General features: G+C 41.4%; 21 protein-coding genes and 1 riboswitch. Of the genes, 15 read left to right on the top strand and 6 right to left on the bottom strand.

Annotated elements, in window-relative coordinates; all coding sequences use genetic code 11:
* The 8 genes from KFT32_RS25490 to KFT32_RS25455 all read left to right on the top strand — a co-directional run.
* On the top strand, nucleotides 1–212 hold a 212-nt coding region (locus KFT32_RS25490; protein WP_211750174.1), incomplete at its 5' end, for an SDR family NAD(P)-dependent oxidoreductase.
* Between the two features lie 68 nt (nucleotides 213–280).
* On the top strand, nucleotides 281–700 hold the full coding sequence (locus KFT32_RS25485) for a MarR family winged helix-turn-helix transcriptional regulator (protein ID WP_211750173.1): 420 nt from the start codon (nucleotides 281–283) through the stop codon (nucleotides 698–700).
* Between the two features lie 217 nt (nucleotides 701–917).
* Nucleotides 918–1,343 (top strand): DMT family transporter, encoded by a 426-nt coding sequence (locus KFT32_RS25480; protein ID WP_211750172.1) that lies wholly within the window; start codon nucleotides 918–920, stop codon nucleotides 1,341–1,343.
* A gap of 36 nt (nucleotides 1,344–1,379) precedes the next feature.
* Nucleotides 1,380–2,096: a Crp/Fnr family transcriptional regulator gene (locus KFT32_RS25475; RefSeq protein WP_211750171.1), complete on the top strand. Its 717-nt coding sequence runs from the start codon at nucleotides 1,380–1,382 to the stop codon at nucleotides 2,094–2,096.
* Nucleotides 2,093–2,575 carry a DMT family transporter gene (locus tag KFT32_RS25470; RefSeq protein WP_211750170.1) on the top strand — a complete coding sequence of 161 codons (483 nt, stop codon included), beginning with the start codon at nucleotides 2,093–2,095 and terminating at the stop codon, nucleotides 2,573–2,575. The genes KFT32_RS25475 and KFT32_RS25470 overlap by 4 nt, the downstream gene beginning before the upstream one ends.
* Nucleotides 2,576–2,592: 17 nt before the next feature.
* Nucleotides 2,593–4,068 carry a protein adenylyltransferase SelO gene (locus tag KFT32_RS25465; RefSeq protein ID WP_211750169.1) on the top strand — a complete coding sequence of 492 codons (1,476 nt, stop codon included), beginning with the start codon at nucleotides 2,593–2,595 and terminating at the stop codon, nucleotides 4,066–4,068.
* A gap of 112 nt (nucleotides 4,069–4,180) precedes the next feature.
* Entirely contained in the window at nucleotides 4,181–5,737 is a 1,557-nt protein-coding gene (locus tag KFT32_RS25460) for a tetratricopeptide repeat protein (RefSeq protein WP_211750168.1), read from the top strand.
* Nucleotides 5,738–6,115: 378 nt separating this feature from the next.
* Nucleotides 6,116–7,228: an ATP-binding protein gene (locus KFT32_RS25455; RefSeq protein ID WP_249436138.1), complete on the top strand. Its 1,113-nt coding sequence runs from the start codon at nucleotides 6,116–6,118 to the stop codon at nucleotides 7,226–7,228.
* Nucleotides 7,229–7,299: 71 nt separating this feature from the next.
* On the opposite strand, the gene KFT32_RS25450 is transcribed toward KFT32_RS25455, so the two are convergent.
* Entirely contained in the window at nucleotides 7,300–8,745 is a 1,446-nt protein-coding gene (locus tag KFT32_RS25450; protein WP_211750166.1) for a DEAD/DEAH box helicase, read from the bottom strand.
* A gap of 302 nt (nucleotides 8,746–9,047) precedes the next feature.
* Nucleotides 9,048–9,133: riboswitch (cyclic di-GMP riboswitch) on the top strand.
* A 157-nt stretch (nucleotides 9,134–9,290) separates the two neighbouring features.
* On the opposite strand from KFT32_RS25450, the gene KFT32_RS25445 reads away from it, so the two are divergent.
* A complete protein-coding gene (locus tag KFT32_RS25445) occupies nucleotides 9,291–14,453 on the top strand; it encodes an NPCBM/NEW2 domain-containing protein (RefSeq protein WP_211750165.1) in 5,163 nt (1,720 codons plus the stop codon).
* A gap of 65 nt (nucleotides 14,454–14,518) precedes the next feature.
* Here the strand turns inward: KFT32_RS25445 and KFT32_RS25440 are convergent, their stop codons facing one another.
* On the bottom strand, nucleotides 14,519–15,046 hold the full coding sequence (locus tag KFT32_RS25440; RefSeq protein WP_211750164.1) for a GrpB family protein: 528 nt from the start codon (nucleotides 15,044–15,046) through the stop codon (nucleotides 14,519–14,521).
* Nucleotides 15,047–15,072: 26 nt separating this feature from the next.
* Nucleotides 15,073–15,768 (bottom strand): Dph6-related ATP pyrophosphatase, encoded by a 696-nt coding sequence (locus KFT32_RS25435; protein WP_211750163.1) that lies wholly within the window; start codon nucleotides 15,766–15,768, stop codon nucleotides 15,073–15,075.
* Between the two features lie 209 nt (nucleotides 15,769–15,977).
* On the opposite strand from KFT32_RS25435, the gene KFT32_RS25430 reads away from it, so the two are divergent.
* The 3 genes from KFT32_RS25430 to KFT32_RS25420 all read left to right on the top strand — a co-directional run bounded on the left by KFT32_RS25430 (nucleotide 15,978) and on the right by KFT32_RS25420 (nucleotide 18,930).
* Nucleotides 15,978–16,733, top strand: a complete 756-nt coding sequence (locus KFT32_RS25430) for a hypothetical protein (RefSeq protein WP_211750162.1) — start codon at nucleotides 15,978–15,980, stop codon at nucleotides 16,731–16,733.
* 158 nt (nucleotides 16,734–16,891) lie between these two features.
* Entirely contained in the window at nucleotides 16,892–17,890 is a 999-nt protein-coding gene (locus KFT32_RS25425) for a phosphotransferase (protein WP_211750161.1), read from the top strand.
* Nucleotides 17,891–17,916: 26 nt separating this feature from the next.
* The gene (locus KFT32_RS25420; protein ID WP_211750160.1) at nucleotides 17,917–18,930 is read left to right on the top strand and encodes a serine hydrolase domain-containing protein; all 1,014 of its coding nucleotides are present in this window, start codon (nucleotides 17,917–17,919) and stop codon (nucleotides 18,928–18,930) included.
* Here the strand turns inward: KFT32_RS25420 and KFT32_RS25415 are convergent.
* Nucleotides 18,923–19,837, bottom strand: a complete 915-nt coding sequence (locus tag KFT32_RS25415) for a phosphatidate cytidylyltransferase (protein WP_211750159.1) — start codon at nucleotides 19,835–19,837, stop codon at nucleotides 18,923–18,925. The two genes, KFT32_RS25420 and KFT32_RS25415, sit on opposite strands and share 8 nt — an antisense overlap.
* Before the next feature lie 95 nt (nucleotides 19,838–19,932).
* Here KFT32_RS25415 and KFT32_RS25410 point away from each other — a divergent pair, with 95 nt between their 5' ends.
* On the top strand, nucleotides 19,933–20,475 hold the full coding sequence (locus KFT32_RS25410; RefSeq protein WP_211750158.1) for a C40 family peptidase: 543 nt from the start codon (nucleotides 19,933–19,935) through the stop codon (nucleotides 20,473–20,475).
* 85 nt (nucleotides 20,476–20,560) lie between these two features.
* On the opposite strand, the gene KFT32_RS25405 is transcribed toward KFT32_RS25410, so the two are convergent.
* Complete coding sequence (locus KFT32_RS25405; protein ID WP_211750157.1) at nucleotides 20,561–21,070, bottom strand: MepB family protein; 510 nt, start codon at nucleotides 21,068–21,070, stop codon at nucleotides 20,561–20,563.
* A 241-nt stretch (nucleotides 21,071–21,311) separates the two neighbouring features.
* Between KFT32_RS25405 and KFT32_RS25400 the strand changes: the two genes are divergently transcribed.
* Nucleotides 21,312–21,554, top strand: a complete 243-nt coding sequence (locus KFT32_RS25400; RefSeq protein ID WP_211750156.1) for a ribbon-helix-helix domain-containing protein — start codon at nucleotides 21,312–21,314, stop codon at nucleotides 21,552–21,554.
* 21 nt (nucleotides 21,555–21,575) lie between these two features.
* Nucleotides 21,576–22,727 (top strand): DNA polymerase III subunit beta, encoded by a 1,152-nt coding sequence (gene dnaN / locus KFT32_RS25395; RefSeq protein WP_211750155.1) that lies wholly within the window; start codon nucleotides 21,576–21,578, stop codon nucleotides 22,725–22,727.
* Nucleotides 22,728–22,828: 101 nt separating this feature from the next.
* Here the strand turns inward: dnaN and KFT32_RS25390 are convergent.
* On the bottom strand, nucleotides 22,829–23,656 hold an 828-nt coding region (locus KFT32_RS25390), incomplete at its 5' end, for an exosporium glycoprotein BclB-related protein (protein WP_283246472.1).

Below are 23,656 nucleotides of genomic sequence, written 5' to 3'. Positions count from 1 at the left end.
ATGCTCTCTTCCCTGGGATTATTGAAACACCAATGACACAAACTTTAAGTACATCAAAAGATCTACTGGGTAGATTAATCCAAGCGACGCCTCTACAACGTTTAGGCCAAGCTATTGATATTGCCCAAGCAGCACTATTCCTAGCTTCTGATGATTCTTCCTACATTACAGGATCTGAGCTAGTTATTGATGGTGGATACTCAGCACAATAGCGTGTAAGATGATGACAGCCCTTATTCGGATTTAGGGGCTGTCATTTCGTTTTTTCAAGGAGGATCTTATGAAGGAACAGACCATTTTCGAACTCATACACAATATGGATAAGTTCACCAATGGAGTGATTGTCCAATGGAATAAAACATTCAGTGACGACCTTGGCGTCTCTCATATTCTTGTGCTCGGCCATTTAAAGCAAAAAGGAAAAAGCCGGCCTTCCGATATAGCTAAAATCTTGGGCTTTACTCCGCCTACACTCAGTTATTTATCGGAAAAACTGGTTGGGAAGAAATTAGTCACCAGAAAGATGGATGAGTCCGATCGTCGTATTATATATTTGGAGATTACCGACAAAGGTGCAGAGATCCTCAAACAAGCGACATTGGAAGGGGAAAGGTTACGTATAAAATTATTTGAACGGTTAACTGAAGAGGAGCGGGCACAGTTAGCGGGTCTATATAAGAAGCTGAATAATGAAGTTTAGATATGAATAACAAGTGGAGATTTAAGGTGAACCTACCCATCAATATAAAGATATTGATAGGTAGGTTCACCTTTTTTTGTACTAATATATAGGACGGATTTACTATAACTAGTTTATTTCTCTATTTGACAGACAAAAAGGACATATGTCCTTTTCTGATTCTTCAGCGCACTGTTAAATAAGAAGGAACGTTATGAAATGAGGAGGGCGGCAGAAAATGAAAGGCATCATATATGCATGTTTGGCAGGGGCTTTCTTGACCTTGCAGGGAGTAGCCAATGCGTTTATCGGAGAGAGGATCGGAACTTGGCAGGCAGCCGCTTTAACGCAAGGTACTGGGTTTGTAGCAGCTATGCTGCTCGTTTGGTTAGCTCGTGACCGTTCTTGGAGGAACCTAAGGCAGGTAAAGCCGGTATATCGATTCGGCGGGGCTTTTGCAGCCTTCATTTTGTTTAGTAACATCACTGCATTTCATCAAAATGGTGCGGCACTCACCGTATCGGCTGTACTGATCGCCCAAATCACGGTAACCTTGGTAATGGAGAAGATCGGCTGGTTTGGCACAGCTCCGCTTCGTCTAAGGACCTCTCAATGGGCAGGAATTGGGTTCATGGTTATTGGCATCCTATGTTTAACATTCTAAAGTTAGTAATCCCCAGTATGGGAGGAAGCATTTGATATGAAGGAAATAATGGATAGGGAACGGATCAATCAATATCTCATTCAGTATGGACTTGAAGATATTTTTCCGGAAGGGTTACGACAACATTTGGCTCTGTATCGTTTCGATTCAGATGAGGCGCTCTGCCGGCAAGGAGAGAAGCCCGAATTTCTTTTTTTTCTGGTGCAAGGCAAGGTGAAAGTATATACAACTTCAGCGGAGGGAAAAACATTGCTAATTAATTTTACTACTCCGTTCGAGGCTATTGGGGAAATCGAATGTCTAAGGGATAGAGAGAATTTAAATACGGTTATGGCGGTAACCGAAGTAGAGGCGATCGGTATTCATAAACGGAGGTTAAGTCAGTATGAGGATGAGGCATCATTTCTACGATTATTGCTTAACATGGTAGCCCAGAAATTTTATACGAAATCGATCTCTCTCGGATCTCATCTTCTATATCCAGTAGAAGTTAGGCTTGCTAGTTACCTGCTGTCTGTCTCCCCTGAGGAAAAGAATGGAGCAATGAAAAGAGTAAACATGTCGAGTATAAAGGATATGGCGAACTTAATTGGGACGAGTTACCGTCATTTGAACCGTGTTCTCCAGAAATTTTCTTCAGAGGGATTAGTGGAGCGGAGGAGAGGAACACTTGTCGTGAAGAATAGAGAGGGGCTATATGCAGTGGCAGGACAAAATATATACGAGCGGGAAGAAAGGAAGGAACAGGGATGATCATGGGTATCGTGATGGCGTTAGCAGCAGGTTCCTTGATTAGTGTTCAAACGATGTTCAATAGCAAAGTGAACGAAGCTGTGCGCTCACAGACAACGACAGCTCTAGTGCTCGGTATGGGATTTCTGGCTTCATTCGTTATGGGATTGTTGTTTGAAGGTGCAGGATTTTTCACCTTGAAGCCGATGCAGGTCTGGTTCTGGTTTAGTGGTTTGCTAGGGATTGGTGTAGTGACCTTTACGGTAAAGGGAGTGAAGACGCTTGGACCCAGCCATGCGATCTCCATCGTGATGTCAGCTCAGCTTCTCTGTGCCCTATGGTGGGATTCGGTAGGCTGGTTTGGTCTAGAAACAGTTCCTTTTACACTTCAAAAAGCGATAGGTGTGATCGCTTTAATCGGTGGTTTAATCATGTTCAAGGCAAAGCCGAGAAATGAACAAAAAGGGTATACTACAGTTACGAACAGTGACACAAGATAAATGAGAAGGAGATGCGAATGATAAATAAAAAAGGAACTTTAGAGGCTGGCTGGAATTTCGACAATAGCTACTCCCATTTACCTCAACTATTTTATGCCCATCTCAATCCGACTCCTGTAAGTTCGCCGCATTTGATTAAGTTTAATGGACCGCTTGCGGAATCTCTTGGTTTGAACGCTCAGGCGCTGAGAAGCGATGAGGGTATTGAGACATTAGCAGGGAACCGGATTCCCGAGGGTGCTTTCCCGCTTGCTCAAGCTTATGCTGGTCATCAGTTTGGGTATTTTAACATGCTAGGGGACGGCCGGGCGATGTTGATTGGTGAGCAGGTTACTCCCTTGGGTGAACGGTATGATATTCAGTTGAAAGGATCGGGTAGAACGCCGTATTCGCGTGGAGGCGATGGCCGGGCGGGACTTGGGCCGATGCTGCGTGAGTACATTATCAGCGAAGCCATGCATGGTCTTGGGATTCCAACGACCCGCAGTCTAGCGGTAGTGATGACCGGCGAGTCGATTATCCGCGAAACGTATTTACCGGGTGCAATCCTGACCCGAGTAGCCTCCAGCCACTTGCGCGTAGGAACGTTTCAATATGCGGCAAATAGGGGGAAGGCCGAGGATCTTAAGGACTTGGCTGACTATACTATACATAGACATTATCCTGATGTAGGCGATTCTAAAGATCGTTATCTTCGCCTTCTTCAAGAAGTGATCCGGCGTCAAGCTGCACTTATTGCCCAGTGGCAACTGGTAGGCTTTATTCATGGGGTGATGAATACCGACAATATGGCGATTAGCGGAGAAATCATTGACTATGGACCGTGTGCATTCATGGATGTGTATGACCCGGCAACGGTATTCAGCTCGATCGATAGGGATGAACGCTACGCTTATGGCAATCAGCCGAATATTGCGCTCTGGAATCTCTCGAGATTTGCGGAGTCGCTATTACCTCTGCTACATGAGGACGCCCAACAGGCCATCACTTTGGCTCAGGATGAACTCGCAGTTTTTGCGGAGTTGTATTATCATCACTGGCTTGCGGGAATGAGAGCGAAGCTAGGAATAGGTAATGAAGAGCAGGAGGATGAATCGCTGATTGAGGGCCTGCTTGGAATGATGTACAAGCATGGTGCTGACTATACGAATACGTTCCTTGCACTGACGTTTGGTCAGCTGGAGAACTTGGCTATGTACGGCAGTAACGAGTTTACTCAGTGGTATGAGAGATGGCAGGCTAGATTAAGCAGACAAGAAGAAACGAAAACTTCTTCGAATGATTTGATGCGCAGCAGTAACCCTGCGGTCATTCCTCGTAATCACCGGGTAGAGGCCGCATTAGAAGCGGCAGTGGAGCAGGGAGATTACAGCGTAATGGATCAGTTGCTGGATGTTCTTAGTAATCCATACGCTCACACTTCCGAACAAGCGGATTTCGCTGCACCGCCGCCGAAATCCGATGTTCCTTACCAAACTTTTTGCGGTACCTGAGAATCGCAATTTTATAATTAGTGACAGTGCGTAAAAAAGGTTATTATAGATTAAGATAGATGAATGTACTATACACGTAATAAATAACGGGCAGAGAGCAGGATATGATTGAATGATAGATAATAAACAACAACGCTACCGCTTTAGTGAAGCACCTATATGGGATTTGCAGCGGGAATATTACGAACAAAAGGGAATGAAGGCTTGGAATAATGACCAAGTTCCTCAGTATATAACGAGTAATCCGATGATTGCTATTTCTTATGCAGAAATGATATTTGGATTTCTTCAAGACCGGGCTAGTCAAGGACATCTTTCAGAACCGGTTACGATTGTAGAGCTTGGAGCAGGTGCAGGACGTCTTGCTTACCATGTGCTTCATGAGTTGTGTAAGCTACGTGACTATGCAGGGATATCCTTACCACCATTCCGCTATGTGATGACGGATCTCGCAATGAATAATGTGCTCGCTTGGAAGGAGCACCCGGCTCTCCAATCTTTTATTGCTGAGGGATTACTCGACTTCGCTCAATTTGATGCGGTTCATGATACTGTTCTAGACCTGGTTGTATCCGGTACAACGATTTGTGAAGGTGACTTGAAACAGCCTTTACTTATTGTGGCCAATTATTTCTTCTGTGGGATTCCACAAGAGTTGCTTTATATTGGGGATGGCCAAGTTTATGAAGCCGATGTTTTTGTTGAATATCCTGAACATATGGATTCACTGAAGCCATCCGAAGTATTTGATCAAATATCGTTACATTATGAGCACAGGCGAGCACCTGAGTATGAACAAGAAACGTATCCTTATCGTGACGCCATTGCCGTTTATCAGGAAGAATTAGAAGATTCACACATCTTATTTCCTGTTGTTGGACTGACTTGTTTGGAGCGTCTAAATCAGTTGTCACAAGAAGGGTTCCTATTAATAACAGCAGATAAAGGAGATCACTTACTCGATTACTGGAAATTTTCAGAACCTCCAGAGCTTATTATTCATGGAAGTTTTTCTTTGACAGCAAACTATCATGCGATTCAGCATGTTTTTGAAAAAAAAGGCGCGATGTCGTTATTTCCCTCCCAGCACTATCGAAATATAAATGTAGGTTGTATTCTGCATATGGATACGCCGAAACAATATTCCAATACCAGATTAGCCTACCGCCGATTTATTGAGCGTTTTGGTCCAGACGAATTTTTTAGCATGAAGGAATGGGTAGATCGCAGAATAGATAGTATGGGACTACAGCAAATTTTAAGTTTTTGGCGATTGGGTGGATACGACGCAGAATTTTTCATCCAGAGTGCGAGACAGATTTGTAGTCTGCTACCCGATGCAGATGATGACGAAATTAAGGATATTTATAATGGAATACAGGTCATGTGGTCTTCGTACTATGTAATGGAACAGCGTTATGATTTAGCACTCGATGCTGGGTTGGTCCTATTTGAGATGGAAATGTATAAAGATTCAAAACATTTCTTAGAGATATCGATACAATCAAATGACGACGAGATTGTATCGACCGTCTTTTATTGTCTAGCTATCTGTTGTTTCGAGTTAGAACTCATTGATGATGCACTAGATTATACTCGAGAATTATTAAAACTTGAACCCGACAATGAAGAAGCATTGGCATTGTTAAAAGGGTTTGAGGAGAGATAGAATGTGAATCACTGGGGCTCGGAAAGTTTTCCTAAAGTGTTAACTGTAATATCTTAAAGCATCCTTTGGATGCTTTTTTATGTTGTTCAAAAAGGGGGTTGAATAAAAAAGTAAGGATACTTATCATTGGCATTTTTACCTTTACTTATAATACTAGATTAGCGTAATGTTCTATATAAAGACGAAAACCTGACATATACTCTCTTTAGCATAAGGTGGAAAGGAAGTCATTCTTTGTTTGAAACCTTACTTTTGAATTTCTTGTTTTTACTCGTCCCTGTGGTCATATTTCTAATCTTTTTTGAAAATAGACCCCATTCATATAATAGAAAAATACTTGTTGTACTATCTGCAGTCACCATGAGCCTATGTATTGTTATGCCGATCAGATTAGAGAGTGGATTTATTTTTGACCTGCGATATATTCCATTTATTATCGTCGCTTTATACGGAGGATATAAGAGTGTTCTGCCGTTATATGTTGTATTGAATATTTTTAGGTTTTATGTGGGTGGAGTGGGTACAATCCATTCCTTCCTTTTTTCAACAGCCGCACTGATCTTAATCCCGCTATGTAATAAAAAGTTTGTAAAACTAGATTCTAAAGGCCGCATCATTGGGGCGACGGTTATTTCCATGCTCACCATGGGATGTTACCTTATTATTTTAAGCTCTCTCCTTGGGCAGTTAGATAGTCAATTCTGGGTTCTCGCTGTAAATGCGCTAACCACTCATGGTGGATTGATGAGTATCATTGTAATTCTCATAGAGAAGATCATTACAAATATTAAAAATCGTGACCGAATTATACAATCCGAAAGATTAAATGTCGTTAGTGAGCTTGCAGCCAGTGTATCACACGAAATAAGAAATCCACTTACCGTGACGAGTGGGTTTCTACAATTACTAAATAAATCAAAAACGATAACAGAACAGGAAAAAGGATTTATTGAGTTGTCTTTACTGGAGCTAAAACGTGCCGAAAAAATCGTGAGCGATTATCTCTCATTTGCCAAACCGCAGTCAGAAAATATGGTTTATTCCAACATGAGTGAAGAGTTAGAGTACACCAAAAACATCATCATGCCTTATGCTTCCATCCATAAGGTAGAGGTCGATTTTTATTTTAATAACACATTAAATACGAGCTATGACCGGAATCAAATCCAGCAATGTTTAATTAATTTATACAAGAATGGGATTGAAGCAATGATAGAAACGGGCGGGGGAACTCTAACCATCGAGATCACGGAGAAAAAGCAACAGATTATGATCCGTATCAAAGACACAGGAGTTGGAATGACAAAGGATGAAATATCACGGCTAGGTAAGCCCTACTATTCTACAAAAGAGGAAGGAACCGGCCTTGGTATGCTTATGGTCTACAGCACGATCAATAAAGTGAGAGGCAACATTGAAGTCCATAGTGAAAAAGGGAAAGGAACAACATTTCTTTTGACCATCCCTACAACGGCTCCTATAAAATCGTAGTGAAAAAAAGACGAAAGGAGGGTGCGTTAATAGCACTTTTCCTATCGTCTTTTTGTATATGCTAGAGCTTTCTATTTGTTCCCTTTACGCACTTTCAACTGCTTGCCTTTGATGGTCGTATTTTTCATCATCTCAAGCACAAGCGGACCTTTACCATTGAGAATCTCAACATCGGTTACATGATCAAGAATCGTAATGATACCAATATCGTCTGCCGTTACCCCATCCAACTTCGCGATGGTTCCTACAAAGTCTACTGCTCTAAACTTTTTCTTCTTGCCGCCATTGAAGTTTAGCTTCATGATCTGCTGATTGAGTAGCTCACGCTTATCTTTTTTTAGTTCAGTTCTAACATGTAGCTTCTGCTCGAAATCTTCTCTACGAAGATCAACCGCTTCTTCTGAAGGAGCTTTTACTTTTGGAATCTCAAATCCAATATAGGATTCAATTTCGGATAACCGTCTGCTGTCCTTAGGAGTAATGAAGGTAATGGCTTTCCCTGTCTTGCCAGCCCGTCCTGTACGTCCTGTACGATGGACATAACTTTCTTTCTCGAGCGGAATGTCGTAGTTAATGACATGGGTGATACCCGTAATATCGATACCTCTAGCAGCTACATCGGTCGCGATCAAGTAACGGAATTGTCCTCTCCTGAAGGCATTCATCACTTCAAATCGCTCTTCTTGCTCCATCCCACCATGAATACGATCACATGGATATTCAAGATCAGCCATTTCTCTGAATAAGGAATCTACATGCTCCTGCGTACGGCAGAAAATAATACAACGATCAGGATTCTCAACAATGAGTAGATTTTGGAGAAGGGATAGCTTGTTCCCTTCCAGCACCTGAATCTGCGAGTGTTCAATTGTTGCTGTCGTTAAACCGGACGCTTTAATTTCGATCTCGACCGGATTCTTCATATACTGTCTGGACAGCTTGGCTACATCCTCAGGAAAAGTAGCAGAGAATAACATTGTAACTCTGTCCTTAGGCAGCGCCTGGATAATGGATTGAACTTGCTCAATGAAGCCCATGTTCAGCATCTCATCTGCCTCATCAATAACGAGATAGGCAATTCGCTCTAGGGGCAGCGTGCCTCGTTCAATATGATCCAGTACACGCCCTGGCGTTCCGACAGCCATATGTGTTCTTTGTTTTAACTCGGCCTTTTGCATATGAAAAGGATGTTTCCCATAAAGAGGAGTTGCTTTTATTCGCTTAAAGCGCCCGATATTTGTGATATCTTCTGTCACCTGTAACGCGAGTTCACGGGTTGGTGTCAGGATCAAAACCTGTGGTTTATTCTCATTCCAATCCACTTGCTCACAAAGCGGAATACCATAGGATGCTGTTTTTCCGCTACCGGTTTGTGATTTGGCAACCAGATCTTTATTCTGAAGGACTACGGGAATAACCTCCGATTGAACTTCTGTAGGCGATTCATAGCCCAAACTATTTAGTGCTCTCATGATTTCTTCACTTAATTGGTAATCTGCAAATTGCTTCTGACTCATTTTCGACCTCTTCTGCACTATATTTGAATACATATACATATAGAAATTTTTTCATTATCTAACTTGTATTCTTATAGTATACTCTATATCCAGTTTCACTCTAATAGATATCAATTATTTACCTTTGAACATAAACAGAACTAGAGGCATATAAACTTTCGCTATGCATAGTCCTAAAGAATTATCCAGACCTTGGTCCGATGGGGAATTTCAATAAAATATAATTGTTATTACCTATATGTAAATAATACCATCTAATCATATAATGAAGTGGAGGGTTACTTAATCTTCCTAAATGCTCCAAACTTAATAGGCAAACCTAGGGAAACGTAGGGACGCAAAGCTATAGGGACTAACGTTTACAAAACTATGTCAGCCAGTTGCCAAAGAGTGTATTACGCTTTTTGTTTTAAGGTTTAATAAAAATTAAGTCTTAATTTTTATGCAACTTTAGGTGTAATCAAGCTACTCTTTTGGGAGTGGTTTTTTTTATGCCTATTTTAAGATGTTGGCAGCATGTACATTACATCAGGAGGTAGGAAAGTATGAAGAAAATGATAGCGATCGCTACATCTGCAGCGATGATCATCAGTTTTTCTAGTGAGACGGGTTATGTTATGGCAAGCGAAATGCAGAATGTAAATGCAAAAGCAGCAAAAAGTATAGTACAAAGCAAGGCAAATGTTTTAAGTAATGCGTCTGTTGTTCTTTTTGATTTGTATGGGAAAGACATATTACATAATTATGATGCAGTTTATAAAATGGATAGTACAAACATTACATCGATCACGAATAATGGTGGCAACTATTCAAGCTCTCAAATTAATAAAGCAATTGATGGAAATATGACGACCCATTGGGAGACGGGTAAACCGAATAGTACTACATTTACGAATGAGGTTGTATTTCAGCTAAATGAAGCAACTACCTTAGATAGAATGGTGTATGCAGCTAGACAAGATGGTGCGAAAGGTAAAGGATTCGCCCAAGAGTTTGAGATTTATAGCTCGGCTACGGATGCAGGAAATGATTTTACATTAGTAACTACAGGGGAATACAAAGGTTCTACAGGCGATGTGACGGAAATTAAATTTGCTCCTACCTCATTTAAGAGATTGAAGTTTGTATTCAAAAAAGCGAATCAGGATTGGGCTAGTGCAGCAGAGTTTTCTTTTTACAAAGAAGACAAGGTTAGAGATGCAATGAACGACCTTTTTACAGATGGAACGATGAGCAAAGTAGTACCAGAATATAATCAAGTAGACAAAATCAATGAACTCGAGGAAAAAGCAAAAGTACACCCGCTATATCCGATGTATAAAGATCAATTGGAATTAGCGAAAGGGCTCGTTAACGGTGAAGTACAAATGGAAGGGACTATCATTCAAGCAGAACAGCGTGGGGACATGAAAAAGCACGCACAGCAAAACTTACGAATTAATTTCGGCACGAATAATCAGCCTACCGGATTTGTTGCTATGCCTGGAGATGTTATTAATGTATATGTAGATGTTGATTCTGCAGATAAATTGCCTTCTTTAGTGTTCTCGCAACAAGAGGGTTCTTGGTCCAGCTGGGCAAGGGGAGTCCAATTACGTCCGGGTAAAAACACGATAACCGTGCCTGATATTCCAACGAATAGTGCTTATGCACATGATGTTACTAAAGGCGGGACTGTGTACATCGTAAATCCGTACACACCGGAGCAGCAAGGTAAGGCTCCTCTAATCCGCTTTGAAGGTGTTCAGAAAATTCCTATGATGACAAAGGATACGGATCCTGAACAATTTAAAGTTTTCTTAACGGAATATAAGGAAAGATTGGATGCAGACAAGGCTGCACATCCAAATGTAAAAGATCGTGAGCTAATCGACGTGGTAGAGATGGTCAGTGATCACGTCATATTTACAGGAACAGCTACTGAGGCGTACAACAAGTATATTACTCAAGGGAATAACCCAATGAATACAGTAACGGGTTATGATAGTTGGATGAAGGAGATCTTTGACTTCTATGGTCTGGATAGCAGCAGTGAGATCCACGATCCTAAACTAATCAGAGAGAATATCAGACTCATGCAGCCGTATGGTGCAATGTATGCAGCTGGTGACCACACAGGGATACAAAATGGAACGGTTGGAACCATGTTAAGTGACTTTAACGAGTCCTATCCAGGTTGGGGATTGAACCATGAAATTGGACATCGCTTGGCCATGGGTGAACGGGAGTATGGAGAAGTAACCAATAATATGGTGTCTATGTTGATGTCTGTTGCCGCTGATTCAATAGATACTCGCATTCCCTATGAAGATGTAATTTATAAATATGTTATTGAGGAAAATAAAGCAGTGATGTCCGAGCAGGGCTATTTTGCACAACTCGGAGCGTATTGGCAATTGGAGCTAGCCCATCCAGGATATTGGACGGAACTGACTAGGCTCTACCGGGAGCGGAAAGTTTCCCTTACAAATGGCGACAATTCCAAACAGCAGTATTTGGTTGAGTTTTCGTCAGAAGTACTGGGTATGGATTTGAGCAGTTATTTTGCTAGACATGGGTTTACAGTGAATCCAGAAACGAAAGAGAAGTTAGATAAATATCCAGCCCCCCAAAAACTATGGTATTTGAATAATTCGGTAATTCATTATGAGGGAACAGGTATAGAAAATAAAAATGCTTCAATAGCAGTCGGTGTCATTCCTAATGCGACTGCAAAAACGAATACGCTAAGCTTTTCTATGGAAAAGGCATATAAGGAAGATTTCTTAGGTTATGAAATCTATAGAAATGATACGCTAGTTGGATTTACCGGCACAGATCAATTCGTAGATCGCAATGTAGATACGAGTATCAATTATACATATAAGATCGTCGGCTATGATAAAAAGTTAAATACGCTAAAACCGGTACAATTCAAGGCGTTTAAGCCAGCATTGTCCGTTGAAGATCAAGTCACACTAAAGTTAAATCAAGAATTTGACCCGATGAATTATGTAAAGGCAGCAAGTTACCAAGGAAATGATATTACGAGCGAAGTGGTCGTGAAATCGAACAATGTAGATGTGACGAACAAAGGAAATTATGAAGTTGTATATGAAATCAAGAGTGGCGGCGCCACCGAATCAAAAACGGCACAGGTTACCGTGACGAGCGATTATGTATATGCTTCCGACCTGAATGCGACTTCTGCGACAGTGGGCTGGGGTTCATTGAAGAAAGATAAAGCACCTGCTGACGGAATTATTACGCTAATTAGACAGGGACTCGCTGCGACCTATGCAAAAGGGATCGGTGTACATGCCAATTCTGAGGTCGTTTATGATATTGAGGGGAAAGGCTACGATTTTTTTGAGAGTTATATCGGTATTGATCAAGCAATGAAAGGAAAGCCTTCCTCTGCGACATTCGAAGTTTACGTAGATGGAGAGAAAAAGTTTAACAGTGATGTGTTTAAAGCAAGTACAGAACATGAGTCTATCAAGATACCTGTTTCAGGAGCAAGAGAAGTAAAGCTAGTGACAACCGATGCGAATGATAACGGCAATGCGTCAGACCATACGGTATGGGCAGATGCAAAGTTCACTACTGTATCTAGTAAACCTTCATTAAGGGTGCCTGAAGAGCTAGGAGCAGTGAAGTTACATGGAGAATTTGATATGTTAAGCGGCGTAGAAGCATTTGATGCAGAAGATGGAAACTTAATCAAACAAGTCGAAGTTGAAACGAATGGTTTCAGTTCTAATAAACCGGGGACTTACCATGTAGAGTACTCGGTTACCGACCATGATGGAAATACCGTTACGAAGACAAGAACCATTGTAGTTTACAGTTCAACACAATTCATAAGTGATGTGAACTGGGAGTCTGCGAGAACGGATTATAACGTAGTCAGAAAAGATAAATCTAGCACCAACAGTACGATCAAGTTACTTGTCGGTGGTGAAACGAAAGAATTTGCAAAAGGGATCGGAACACATGCAAACTCTGAGATCGTGTATAACATTGGCGATACGAACTACGAATATTTTGAAACGTATATAGGCGTTGACCGCAATATACCGGAGCAGAACAATTCCAGTATTATCTTCAAAATTGTAGCCGATGGTACAGAAGTGTATAACAGCGGGCTAATGAAATTCAGTACGGAAGCAAAATTGGTGAGAATACCGTTGAAAGGTGTTCAGCAATTAAAACTGATCGTAAGTGATGCAGGAAACGGAAATGCTTCTGACCATGGTGATTTTGGAGATGCGAAATTCTTAATTCAAAACAGTGTGCCTGAACTTACAATCCCTACATCTGTCTCTACGAAAGTAGGTCAACCAATCGAGATCAGTGCTGATTATTCGGCAACCGATGCAGAAGACGGGAACTTAACTTCGCAAATCGTAGTCACGGGAGAGGACAGTGTGAACTTCAACCGAGCAGGGGAGTACCCTATCACTTACAGTGTAACGGATCGTGATGGGAATAAGACTACAAAGACAAGAACCATCGCTGTTGTTGACATGGAAGACTATCAGTACCTAACTGATTATGATTGGAGCTCTACGCAGAATAGTTATACGGCGCCTACTAAGGATATTTCTATTAGTGCAAAAACGTTAAGATTAACGGATGAGAATAACCGCGAGGTTTCCTACGCTAGGGGGATTGGTGCACATTCAAATTCGACCATTGTGTACGATCTAACGGATAAAAACTTTGATTACTTTACATCATTCGTTGGTGTAGATCGCCAAATGTACGGCTCTGTTGGCTCCGTTACCTTCCAGGTGTTTGTGGATGGAGAGAAGAAATTTGATAGTGGACTTATGAATTCAAGAGATCCTCAGAAATTCATTGAACTGGATATTAACGGAGCGAAAGAACTGAAGTTAGTCGTTACGGACGGAGGAAATGGAAACGGGTCAGACCATGCATCATGGGGTGATACGAAACTACATTTTGCCAACGCAGATCGAATATATACGGTAGAGCTTGAACAAGCCATTCAAGAAGCGAAAGCTATTTCTCTAGAAGGATATACTTCTGAAAGCATTGAGATATTTATGAATAGTGTGACAAGAGCAGAAGAAGTCTTGGCAAACAAGAATGCTACCCAAGAAGAAATTGATGTAGCCGTCATAGCCTTGAATACGGCAAAAGAAGGATTGAACCAAGAGGACCTCACGCAGGTTACGGTTATCGAAGATACTTATTTGAGGGATTCGATTAAGGAAACGTTAGGCGTTACTGGGGAACTAACACTGGGCGATATGTATAAGCTTACAGAGTTAACCGTTGAAATAGGAAGAAAAGATAGAGTTCAATCCCTTGAGGGGCTGGAATATGCTAAAAATTTGGAGACGCTAAATATCAGTGGGCATGAAGTTACTGATTTTTCTCCACTAAAGGATTTAACGAATCTAAAGAACCTGAATGCAAATCCTCAGATTTTAGAAATGAAAGAATTAAAGGGACCGATCGTTGAAGTGAACAATATCGTTACTGGAGTAGATGGACAAAAAGTAATACCTTTTACAGCAGGGATTAGAAACAATCGAACGTTCAAAGAGACCACGTTTGATGTGAATGAATGGGCGGCAAATCCAGATACATTTACGATCGATCTTACGAATGTTGAAAAGGGGTACTACACGTTTATAATGGGTTATACAGTAGAAGGTAATATTGTACAATTAATGTATATGATTGATAACCAGTAAAATCATTAGTTATTCTCATGAATAAGAGCACCCCTTAGGGTGCTCTTATTTTTACTCATGGCTTATCACAAGCTACTATCGGTATTTACATACCAATCAAGTGCTTTTCTTTCAAGCTCTTGAACAAATGCATCTTTACCATCCATATAAGCAACAATATCGTTGGGAAATTGCCGTGCAAGGTTTTCTTTTAGTTCCCCATATTGCTTTGCTTCCCCGGGGTGTGTTCGGAGGTAGTCTCTTACTGCCAGGTGCCGGTGAATATCCTTCTCGTTATCTACCTGAAATACATGAACTTGATGTGTTCTATGCTCTTTCCCTTTTCTGAAATATCTTCTTCCTTTTATACCGAACTCACCCATACATTCATATCCAAGATCGGTCATTTGTTCGTTAAAAGAATCAATTTCTTCAATATTTTTTACTACAGGCATAATATCAATGATTGGTTTCGCTTTTAACCCAGGAACAGAAGTACTGCCAATATGATGAATTGCAATTAACTCACTACCCAAAATATCTTTTATGTATTGAGATTCTTCTTTAAACATTTCATTCCATGTATCGTTGTAATTCGTAACCACGACTTTCATTTAAGGTACCTCCTTAAATTAGAACATCAAGAGTTTAGAGCTAATTCCAATGGCAAAAAGGCATATTCTCCGTCTTTCAGAATCTCGCACTTTCGCACCGGAATAGGGATTTTGAAAATAGGTCCATCGATAACGGTAGTATGGAATTCACCACCCTCCCCGCAAGGGTCAATACCACGATCTTCAAGTTCCTCTACATATTCGAGGGTAAGCACACGCCCCAAATCGTCTTCTCGCATGCCTAAGGATAAATTTACGGTTACGATGATTGTAGTGAATCCAAGATCAATGAACTCTTTGACGGCTTCTTTATGATCCATCTCCCATAAAGGCATCCCAAGCGTTAATCCCGCATTTTTCGTAACTTTGTCATGCCAACATCCATGAGCAGGCATATCCAAATCTCCAGTGACTAACACTTCTGCCCCTTGATTTTTAGCATCTTCTAAGAGTCCCATGAACACTTTTTCATAATCCGTCCAACTTGCGGCTGCTGTAAATACAGGTAAACCAATAGAGTCAGCTTGTGCCTGAATGAGCTCTGGCGGCATGCCGTGCGATCTAGAGCGCTTCCCTTCTTCCTCTAGCATTACAATCAGCCCGATGGCTTCTCCTGTTTTCATTGCCTTGTATAGCGCTAAAACACTGTCCTTTCCTCCACTAAACGAAGCGATAAAAGGGTGTCCGACAGCACCATTTTTCCAATCTGTAAACTCTTCCATAGCGATCGTTCTCCTTTGCTAAATAACTTATGTGCTTCATTCTATCACGTTATTTAGCAGGTGAGAGCAGAGTTACGAATAGCAGGGTCTATGTTAGAATTGTTGAATAATAGGAGAGAAAAGGGGGATGAAGGCTCATTATTTATAAAGCGGCTCCGTATATCTTTTTTATTGGCATTGTTTTTATTGTTTTGGACGGACTTTGGATCGTGAATCATTATGATTCGTATGTTATTTACCCGCAAGAAGCATTCACGTATTTGATTGTTGGATTATGCTTAACGATGATCGCTTATGTGATCATTCAGCTTGGAAGGAAGCAAGTTACCCAGATTATTATGAGTAACGGTGTAGGGGAAGGCAGGGACAACCGGGTCTTTATCAATAAGATATGGGCACAGGGTGAGAAAATTGCGAATAAAGTGTTTTTGTTTCTACTTGCAATACTCGTTATCATTGCTATTTTTGACTTGGGTATGGCCCTTCGTCTGCTGAATCCCATCATCTTCTTGGGAATGACCGGATATTGGTTTCTCGATATCGTACATGATGAGGGCGAGGATAAAGCGAAGATCGATCTTGAACCCCAAAACAATAAACTTCGATATTTTCTAAGACTGATTGATAGCAGAAGACATCCCTTCAGTTTACCGCTGGTTCTGTTTATTATTATTGTCCTGACATTTTTGTTATCTAAGTACTTCGGATTTTCGCTGAGCCTCGAGACAAGCGGGAATCCCTATTATGTAATGAGTTTACCCGCTGGTACATTTATTACCGCTGGACTCGTTTTTGCCTGTAGTTTTATCTATATTTTTCAGCATGGTGATTTTTTTGGAATTCGCCAAGCAAATCAGAGTGATTATAAAGTGATGCGGATTCATTTTGGGGAACTGATCATATGTGGAGCCACCTTTTTCATCTGGTTACTGATCCTGATTGTTGCATTGTTCACTAGTTATTAAGTCAGTTTATAGAGCCCAAGCTATGAGCAGAAGGGCTCTTTTGCTTATCTGGCATAATTTTTCTTCACGGTAACAAACGGCTTAACCTAAACAGTCTGAACAGGGAATATACAATAAATGGTACAATTTATGAAAAATGATAATAAGGATGAGGATTAATGAGTATATTCCCTGCTAGCTATTCGCTTTTATCACAAAAAGCACTCTTATTACATATTACAGATCACTATGACATAGGGAAGGTCACTGGCTTTCAGTATTTTCTGAAAGGCATGAATGACACATATATCGTGACAACAGCAATAGAGAAATATATTTTCCGGGTGTACCGTGCGGATCGAAGATCACAAGCAGAAATTGAGTTTGAACTCGATCTGCTGGAATGTCTGGCTTCTGCTGATATCAGAGTATCTACACCTATCAAAAGAAAGGATGACTCTTTTCTTAATACTTTTGAAGTTTCAGAAGGCACGAAATATGGAGTATTATTCAACTTTGCTGAAGGAGTAGAGAAACCGATTCATAGAATAGAGGATAGCTACTCTTTTGGAAAAGAAGTCGCTCGTCTACATAACGCTGCCGACCATTTTACAAGTGAACACGAACGGGGCATTCTTGACCTGGAGCATTTAATTGAGAAACCGCTTCAAACGTTACAAGCGTACATGCAGCATCGTCCAGAAGACTATAGCGCGCTGTATCACCTAGCTATGAAGTTAAAGGATATAGTTGAAACCCAGCTTGATCAGGGACTGGACTGGGGGATATGCCATGGCGATTTGCATGGGAATACGAATGTAGCTTTTGCTGAGGATGGGACGATGACTCACTATGATTTTGATCTATGCGGTTATGGATGGAGAGCCTATGATATCGCAGAGTTCCGATTAGCAAGAGAAATTCATAGCGGACACGATCAAGAAGAAGTTGAACAGTTGTGGCAATCGTTCTTGAATGGTTATAAGGAGATTAGATCTATTTCTGATAACGATATACGAATGGTACCTGTCTTTGTCGTGATTCGTCAGCTTTGGCTCTTTAGCTTGTGTTTCCAGGAATCGGAACTGATCGGTATTGCCGACTTTGACGATGGTTTTATTGATAGCAAGATGGAATATTTCAAGCGTGCAGGGGATGCCTTGATTCCTAGTATGTAGATGAAGAAGTTTGGAGGAGCTTGTTGATGAAAAATGTTGTCCAGCGGATCTCCGCCATACAGGAACAAATTCATTTTTCTGGTTCGGTATATGTGAAGCAAAAGGGATCGGTTGTTGCGGAACTTAGCTATGGGTATGCAAACCGTTCTGAAAAAATTAAGAATGGGCCGAACACCCGATTCGGCATCGCTTCAGGCTGCAAAATTTTCACGTCGATTGCTATAGCACAGCTGGTGGAGCGAGGGACGCTGTCCTTTACAAATAAGCTTACGGAGTGTCTGGATATCACTTTCCCTGAGTTTGATAAGGGCATTACACTTCATCATCTGCTTACCCATACCTCTGGTGTACCGGATTATTTCGATGAAGAAGTGATGGATGATTTTGAACAACTGTGGGTGAGTCTTCCTATGTATCATATCAGACAGCTACGCGATTTCTTGCCCCTCTTTCAGAATGAACCGATGAAATCAACACCGGGAGAAAGATTCCATTACAATAATGCGGGCTATATTCTGCTTGGACTTGTGGTGGAGCAGGCAAGTGGACTTTGTTTTAGTGACTATGTGCAAACCTATATTTTTAATCCGGCAGGTATGATGGACTCCGGTTATTTTGAAATGGACGCTTTACCGGAACGTACGGCGCTCGGCTATATTGACGCGGAGGATGGCAGCTCGAGAACGAATATCTACTCGCTTCCTGCCAAAGGGGGCTCGGATGGTGGAGCGTATACGACTGCGGCAGACATGGTCCGGCTTTGGGAGTCACTGACCGGATATCATCTGCTTAACCAGGAACTAACGAATTTAATGTTGCTTCCACATGCAGACGTGAGTGAAGGTACCTATTACGGTTATGGTGTCTGGATTAGAGCGTATGAGGAAGACAAATATAAATTTGTGCTGATGGGATACGATCCGGGCGTTAACTTTAGAGCTGCATTCTACCCGGACCGTTCTCTATATATTGTCGTTTGTTCTAATCAATCGGCTGGAGCTTTCGATATCATTTCGGAAATTGAAGATGAACTTACATAAAGTCAAAGAAATACCGAATGAAATGAAATAAGACCGGAGAGGTGTAAGTCAAACTATCAACCCGGCTAAGGTAGCTCTTCTTGAGCGCCTGGAACTTGTCATCATCTCCGATGAGCAAATCTCTTTTGAGCACGGAAACGGTCAAACTGCCGAAGAATCCACTGAGGCTGATCAGCATGCCGGAAATCACGCCAAATGTTACACCGAGCGGCGTGAGGTAAGGATGTATGAAGTACGATACCGCGGTAGTTACGATAAACGCGCAAGCAAATCCTTCCCAGGTTAAATAAGGGTTCGCTGTGGGAACTACTTTCCGTTTACCAAAATAAATCGATGCTAGATAGTGGACGACATCATTTAGCTGTGTGAGCACTACAAGAAATAGCACCAATCCTGCTCCATATTCAGGAGTAGCAAACTGGAAGTATGCCAGATGACTCAGTCCGAACACCATTAACATGAGCCCCCACTGGGTAGAACTAACACTGCGCAAAAAACCGACGGTCCCTTTGTTGATCAGGCGTGGCAGTGGAATGAACAAGAACACATAGATCGGAATAAAGACAATGAACATGCCGTACCATCCGATATAGATCCAGTAAAACTGCACCGGGATGGACAAGTAAGCCCACAGAAACAGTCTGCGATCTGCTTTTCTCGTACGAATCATGGAGAAATACTCTTTCAGTGCGAAGAAGCAGAGAGCCATTAAGGATAGAAGAGAAACTACAGGATTTAAAAGAGTCGCTAAACAGAAAACAAAAAACATGCCCCACCACGTTTTAAGTCGTGTTCCAATGGCGGTATAGTCTTTGCTCTTCTCATATTTGTCCACCAAATAATAGACAAATTGTATGGCAAGTAAGGCTGCAAAAATAAGGACAATCGTAAAAAACGAGCTGTTCATAAACGTCACCAACTTACCTTGAAGTAGGATTCCACTAAAGGGATCATATGTTATTATGAGGGAAACCTTCAAACTTGATAAGGGGAAATTTCGTAATGGCATCTGATCAATCCGTCTTTATCTTACTTACGAATACAGGGACATTGTTTACACAGATCATTCAAACGTACACAAGAGCACCTTACAATCACGCCTCGATCTCCTTTAATCGAGAACTTTCTGAGATGTATAGCTTTGGGAGGAAAAGCCCGAATAACCCTCTGAATGGTGGCTTTGTAAAAGAGGATATTAAGACAGGGACATTCAGTAAATATCCGAATACGACGTGTGTCATCTATGAGCTGGAGGTTACTGAACGTGAAGTGGAGAAGATGAAGCGGGTCCTGCAAGTCTTTATCCAAAAGCGTGAGAAGTATTTATATAATATTCTTGGTGTCATCGGTATTGCACTTAAAGAACCCGTTGAATTCAGTAATTCGTATTTTTGTTCCCAGTTTGTAGCAGAGATCCTGCGGCGATCGGGGATTAAAATATGGGATAAGCTACCGGCGCTCGTAACGCCCGATGATTTCCGGCAAAGTGACAGGATGAATCTGATCTATGAAGGAAAGCTAAGTGAGTATGAGCCTGCATATTGAGTATGAATTTAAGCTACCTATGAATATAAAAGAGAAGAGGCCCCTTAGTAGAGGCCTCTTTGCTTATGTAATAGTAGGCATAATATTACGAACCATAAAGCATTTGAGCACGGACAAGGTCGATGGGTTTATCCGAAGGGATATCTAGGAAATACTCCAGTTGCCATTTCTGCGTTTTTTGAGCCTGACGACTCGTAGGATTGTCCCATGGTGGGTAAACCCGCATGGCTCTTTTACCGCCTTCCCCTTTTTTGGATAAGACCCCTTGCTCTCCTAGAATCGTTTTTGGGAATACAAACTGACCGAAGTGATTATCTTGGCGCGTACTAATAACGAAGAAATCAATAGGATCGGATACATCATAGGGCTGAATGGGCTGGGTTCCGATTCTCTCCCATAACGTTACGAACTGTCCGATTTTTGTCGGCGTAATTTTTGCGACACGAAATCGAATGGAACGTTGGTTTAATTGAAATACATACGCACCATATTCAGCGTTTTGTGGTTCCGGCAGTAGCTGGGAGCATTCATATTTACAGGGTATGTAGACAAGATTTTGGGTGGTAAGTAGATCATTATGGATTGTTTCCGTCATTGGTGTAAATCCTCCTGTGATGATTTTCTGGAATGAATTTTCAATCAGACCTCTCCAAACGTAAGCGTAGAGAAGGATTTATCTATCCTTGATTATTACTCAGAAACAGAAAAGAATCCAAGGTTTTGGACTCAGTTTTTTATTATATTGAAAATATTGTAAATAGATAAATAGAGTGATAAAATTAAGTTGGGGAATATGATTTAAGTAACCTAATTCAATATTACAAGGGGTTATTTGCATGAGTAACAGTAATATTAAAGTAGGCATTTCAAACAAAGAGGGACAGTTGGGATTTCTATTTAACAAAGGCGGGCTTCGTGAAGGTGCCGGCAGAAAAAGTATTGGAGTAACGAAGAAAGTATCTCTAACTTTAACTGAGGAAATGTGGGAGCAGTTTGAGAGACATTGTGCAGAGTCGGAAATATCTCGATCAGAAGCGATACGTACAATGATGGAGCAGTATTTTTCATCCGAAAAATAATTTTTTGTTAGAGAGGTATAGGTGAAAAGTGTGCTCCTAGAAATAGGAAGAGATGAATTGTACCAGGCACTTCAACATGTCTTAAAAGCGGTATCTCATCATGCTATGCCTATACTCTCAGGTATACACATTGATGCTACGAATAAAGGTCTTATTTTCACAGCAAGTGATTTGAGTTTATCGATCAAATATACTGTTTTTGCTGGAGGTGGGGAGCGAATGTGTTCAATACAGCAAACAGGAAGTATGATCGTGCCAGCTACATATTTCTATGAGATTATACGCAAATTAGATTCGGGAAAAATTGTTTTGCAAGTAATCGAGAAAGCTACCCTTTTTATCTCAGCCAATAAAGCGCATTTTCGTCTAAGTGGAGTAAAATCATCAGAGCAGTTTCCTTTGCTCCAGCATACTGAAAGTTCTCAGAAGATCAGGTTCTCTATAAGTAACAAAGCTCTTATAATGGCAATAAGGCAAATGCTAACTGCTACATCAGATGCTGTAACCCGCCCACTCTTAACGGGGGTATTATTTGAATATAGGGACAATTTTCTTGCTTTTACAGCAACTGATAGCATAATACTCTCTACAGCGACTGCAAATGTATACATGGAGACAAAGCAGAACGTCAACAAGCGGGTCGTTGTTCCCCGTAAAAGTCTTAATGAACTGCTAAAAGTAGTAAGAGCTACAGAGGATGTAACGGAAATTGAAATTAATTCAAATAATATCAAGTTTATTACTACTCAGATACAGCTTCACTCTGTTTTACTTCAAGGGGAATACCCTTTCATTCAAAATCTAATTCCCAAAACCTTAGAATCAGAAGTTATTCTTCGTACTTCAAACCTGTTACAATCCACCCAGCGTGCTTCTGTACTTGCGAGCGAGAATACGATTCATATATCTGTAATGGATAAAAAAGTAGGACTTCATTCTAAAATCTCAGAAGTAGGGGATATGAAAGATGAACTATCTGTACTTGAGAAAACAGGTGGTGATTTCCAAGTATCTTTAAACAGTAAGTTCCTCACTGAGATTTTGCGTAACTTTGGCACGGAGAATACCAAGCTCCAGTACTCTGGACATTTAAAACCAATCATCTTTCGACCCGTGGATTCACTCATAAATACTCTTTATCTCCTTCCCCCAATTCGAACTTCCACAATATAGGTAGCAACCTTACCTAAACCATGTAGGTACAAAATGAGGTATTCACAATAAAAAAGCTCGCTAGGCAGCTAGGAGCTGTAACGAGCTTTTTTTAATATTATTTAATTAAAAGTGAAACCTCCACTAGCATACCCGGTGACGGTATTGAGTAAGGTAAGACCTGAAGCGTTGGCGTAGAAGACCATAAGAAGGCGTGTCTGCGGTGTTACAGCAAAATTGATGCCATTTGTAATTCCGCTGACAAATGTACCTAGAGAAATGGTGCCTGTGATCGGTGGCAGTGGTACTATTGCGCCTGCAATAGGAGTGAATGTGTTATTTGGTGTTGTAGACTCAAACAATTGTGCCGTTATATTTATCGTAGTACCAAGAAGTGATAAAGATACGGTATTACTGAAGTAAGCGGCAAGAGACGTGATGGTTCCGGCACGTGGAGCAGAGAATGCAAAGTTTATGAGTGGGCCTGCTAGTGTACCTGTTAAATCAATGTTACCACCGAGTAGGGAGATTCCTGTTGCAGAACTTCCGAATCCTACGAGGCTGGTTGTGCCAACTAATCCACCTGCAATGGTTGTCATAATAATAGGCCCGCCAGATGCCAGAGGTATAACTGCACCTGCACCCGTGACTCCCGTGGCTCCAGTAACCCCAGTAGCTCCGGTGACTCCCGTAGCTCCAGTAACGCCAGTAGCTCCAGTGACTCCCGTGGCTCCAGTGACTCCCGTAGCTCCGGTGACTCCCGTAGCTCCAGTAACGCCCGTGGCTCCAGTAACCCCAGTAGCTCCAGTAACCCCAGTAGCTCCAGTAACGCCCGTGGCTCCAGTAACGCCCGCGGCTCCAGTAACGCCCGTGGCTCCGGTGACTCCCGTGGCTCCAGTGACTCCCGTAGCTCCGGTGACTCCCGTAGCTCCAGTAACGCCCGTGGCTCC

Origin of the sequence: Paenibacillus sp. Marseille-Q4541 (assembly GCF_018310695.1) — a bacterium.
Taxonomy (GTDB): domain Bacteria; phylum Bacillota; class Bacilli; order Paenibacillales; family Paenibacillaceae; genus Paenibacillus.
This window is presented reverse-complemented; position numbering and strand designations above follow the sequence as displayed.

Bases quoted from the DNA above. Each gene is read 5' to 3' on its own strand.
- KFT32_RS25445 (WP_211750165.1), top strand. From the start codon at position 9,291: ATGAAGAAAATGATAGCGATCGCTACATCTGCAGCGATGATCATCAGT.
- KFT32_RS25465 (WP_211750169.1), top strand. From the start codon at position 2,593: ATGATAAATAAAAAAGGAACTTTAGAGGCTGGCTGGAATTTCGACAAT.
- KFT32_RS25485 (WP_211750173.1), top strand. From the start codon at position 281: ATGAAGGAACAGACCATTTTCGAACTCATACACAATATGGATAAGTTC.
- KFT32_RS25410 (WP_211750158.1), top strand. From the start codon at position 19,933: ATGGCATCTGATCAATCCGTCTTTATCTTACTTACGAATACAGGGACA.
- KFT32_RS25435 (WP_211750163.1), bottom strand. From the start codon at position 15,768: ATGGAAGAGTTTACAGATTGGAAAAATGGTGCTGTCGGACACCCTTTT.
- KFT32_RS25470 (WP_211750170.1), top strand. From the start codon at position 2,093: ATGATCATGGGTATCGTGATGGCGTTAGCAGCAGGTTCCTTGATTAGT.
- KFT32_RS25480 (WP_211750172.1), top strand. From the start codon at position 918: ATGAAAGGCATCATATATGCATGTTTGGCAGGGGCTTTCTTGACCTTG.
- KFT32_RS25475 (WP_211750171.1), top strand. From the start codon at position 1,380: ATGAAGGAAATAATGGATAGGGAACGGATCAATCAATATCTCATTCAG.
- KFT32_RS25450 (WP_211750166.1), bottom strand. From the start codon at position 8,745: ATGAGTCAGAAGCAATTTGCAGATTACCAATTAAGTGAAGAAATCATG.
- KFT32_RS25415 (WP_211750159.1), bottom strand. From the start codon at position 19,837: ATGAACAGCTCGTTTTTTACGATTGTCCTTATTTTTGCAGCCTTACTT.
- KFT32_RS25440 (WP_211750164.1), bottom strand. From the start codon at position 15,046: ATGAAAGTCGTGGTTACGAATTACAACGATACATGGAATGAAATGTTT.
- KFT32_RS25420 (WP_211750160.1), top strand. From the start codon at position 17,917: ATGAAAAATGTTGTCCAGCGGATCTCCGCCATACAGGAACAAATTCAT.
- KFT32_RS25455 (WP_249436138.1), top strand. From the start codon at position 6,116: ATGCCGATCAGATTAGAGAGTGGATTTATTTTTGACCTGCGATATATT.
- KFT32_RS25405 (WP_211750157.1), bottom strand. From the start codon at position 21,070: ATGACGGAAACAATCCATAATGATCTACTTACCACCCAAAATCTTGTC.
- KFT32_RS25400 (WP_211750156.1), top strand. From the start codon at position 21,312: ATGAGTAACAGTAATATTAAAGTAGGCATTTCAAACAAAGAGGGACAG.
- KFT32_RS25425 (WP_211750161.1), top strand. From the start codon at position 16,892: ATGAGTATATTCCCTGCTAGCTATTCGCTTTTATCACAAAAAGCACTC.
- KFT32_RS25460 (WP_211750168.1), top strand. From the start codon at position 4,181: ATGATAGATAATAAACAACAACGCTACCGCTTTAGTGAAGCACCTATA.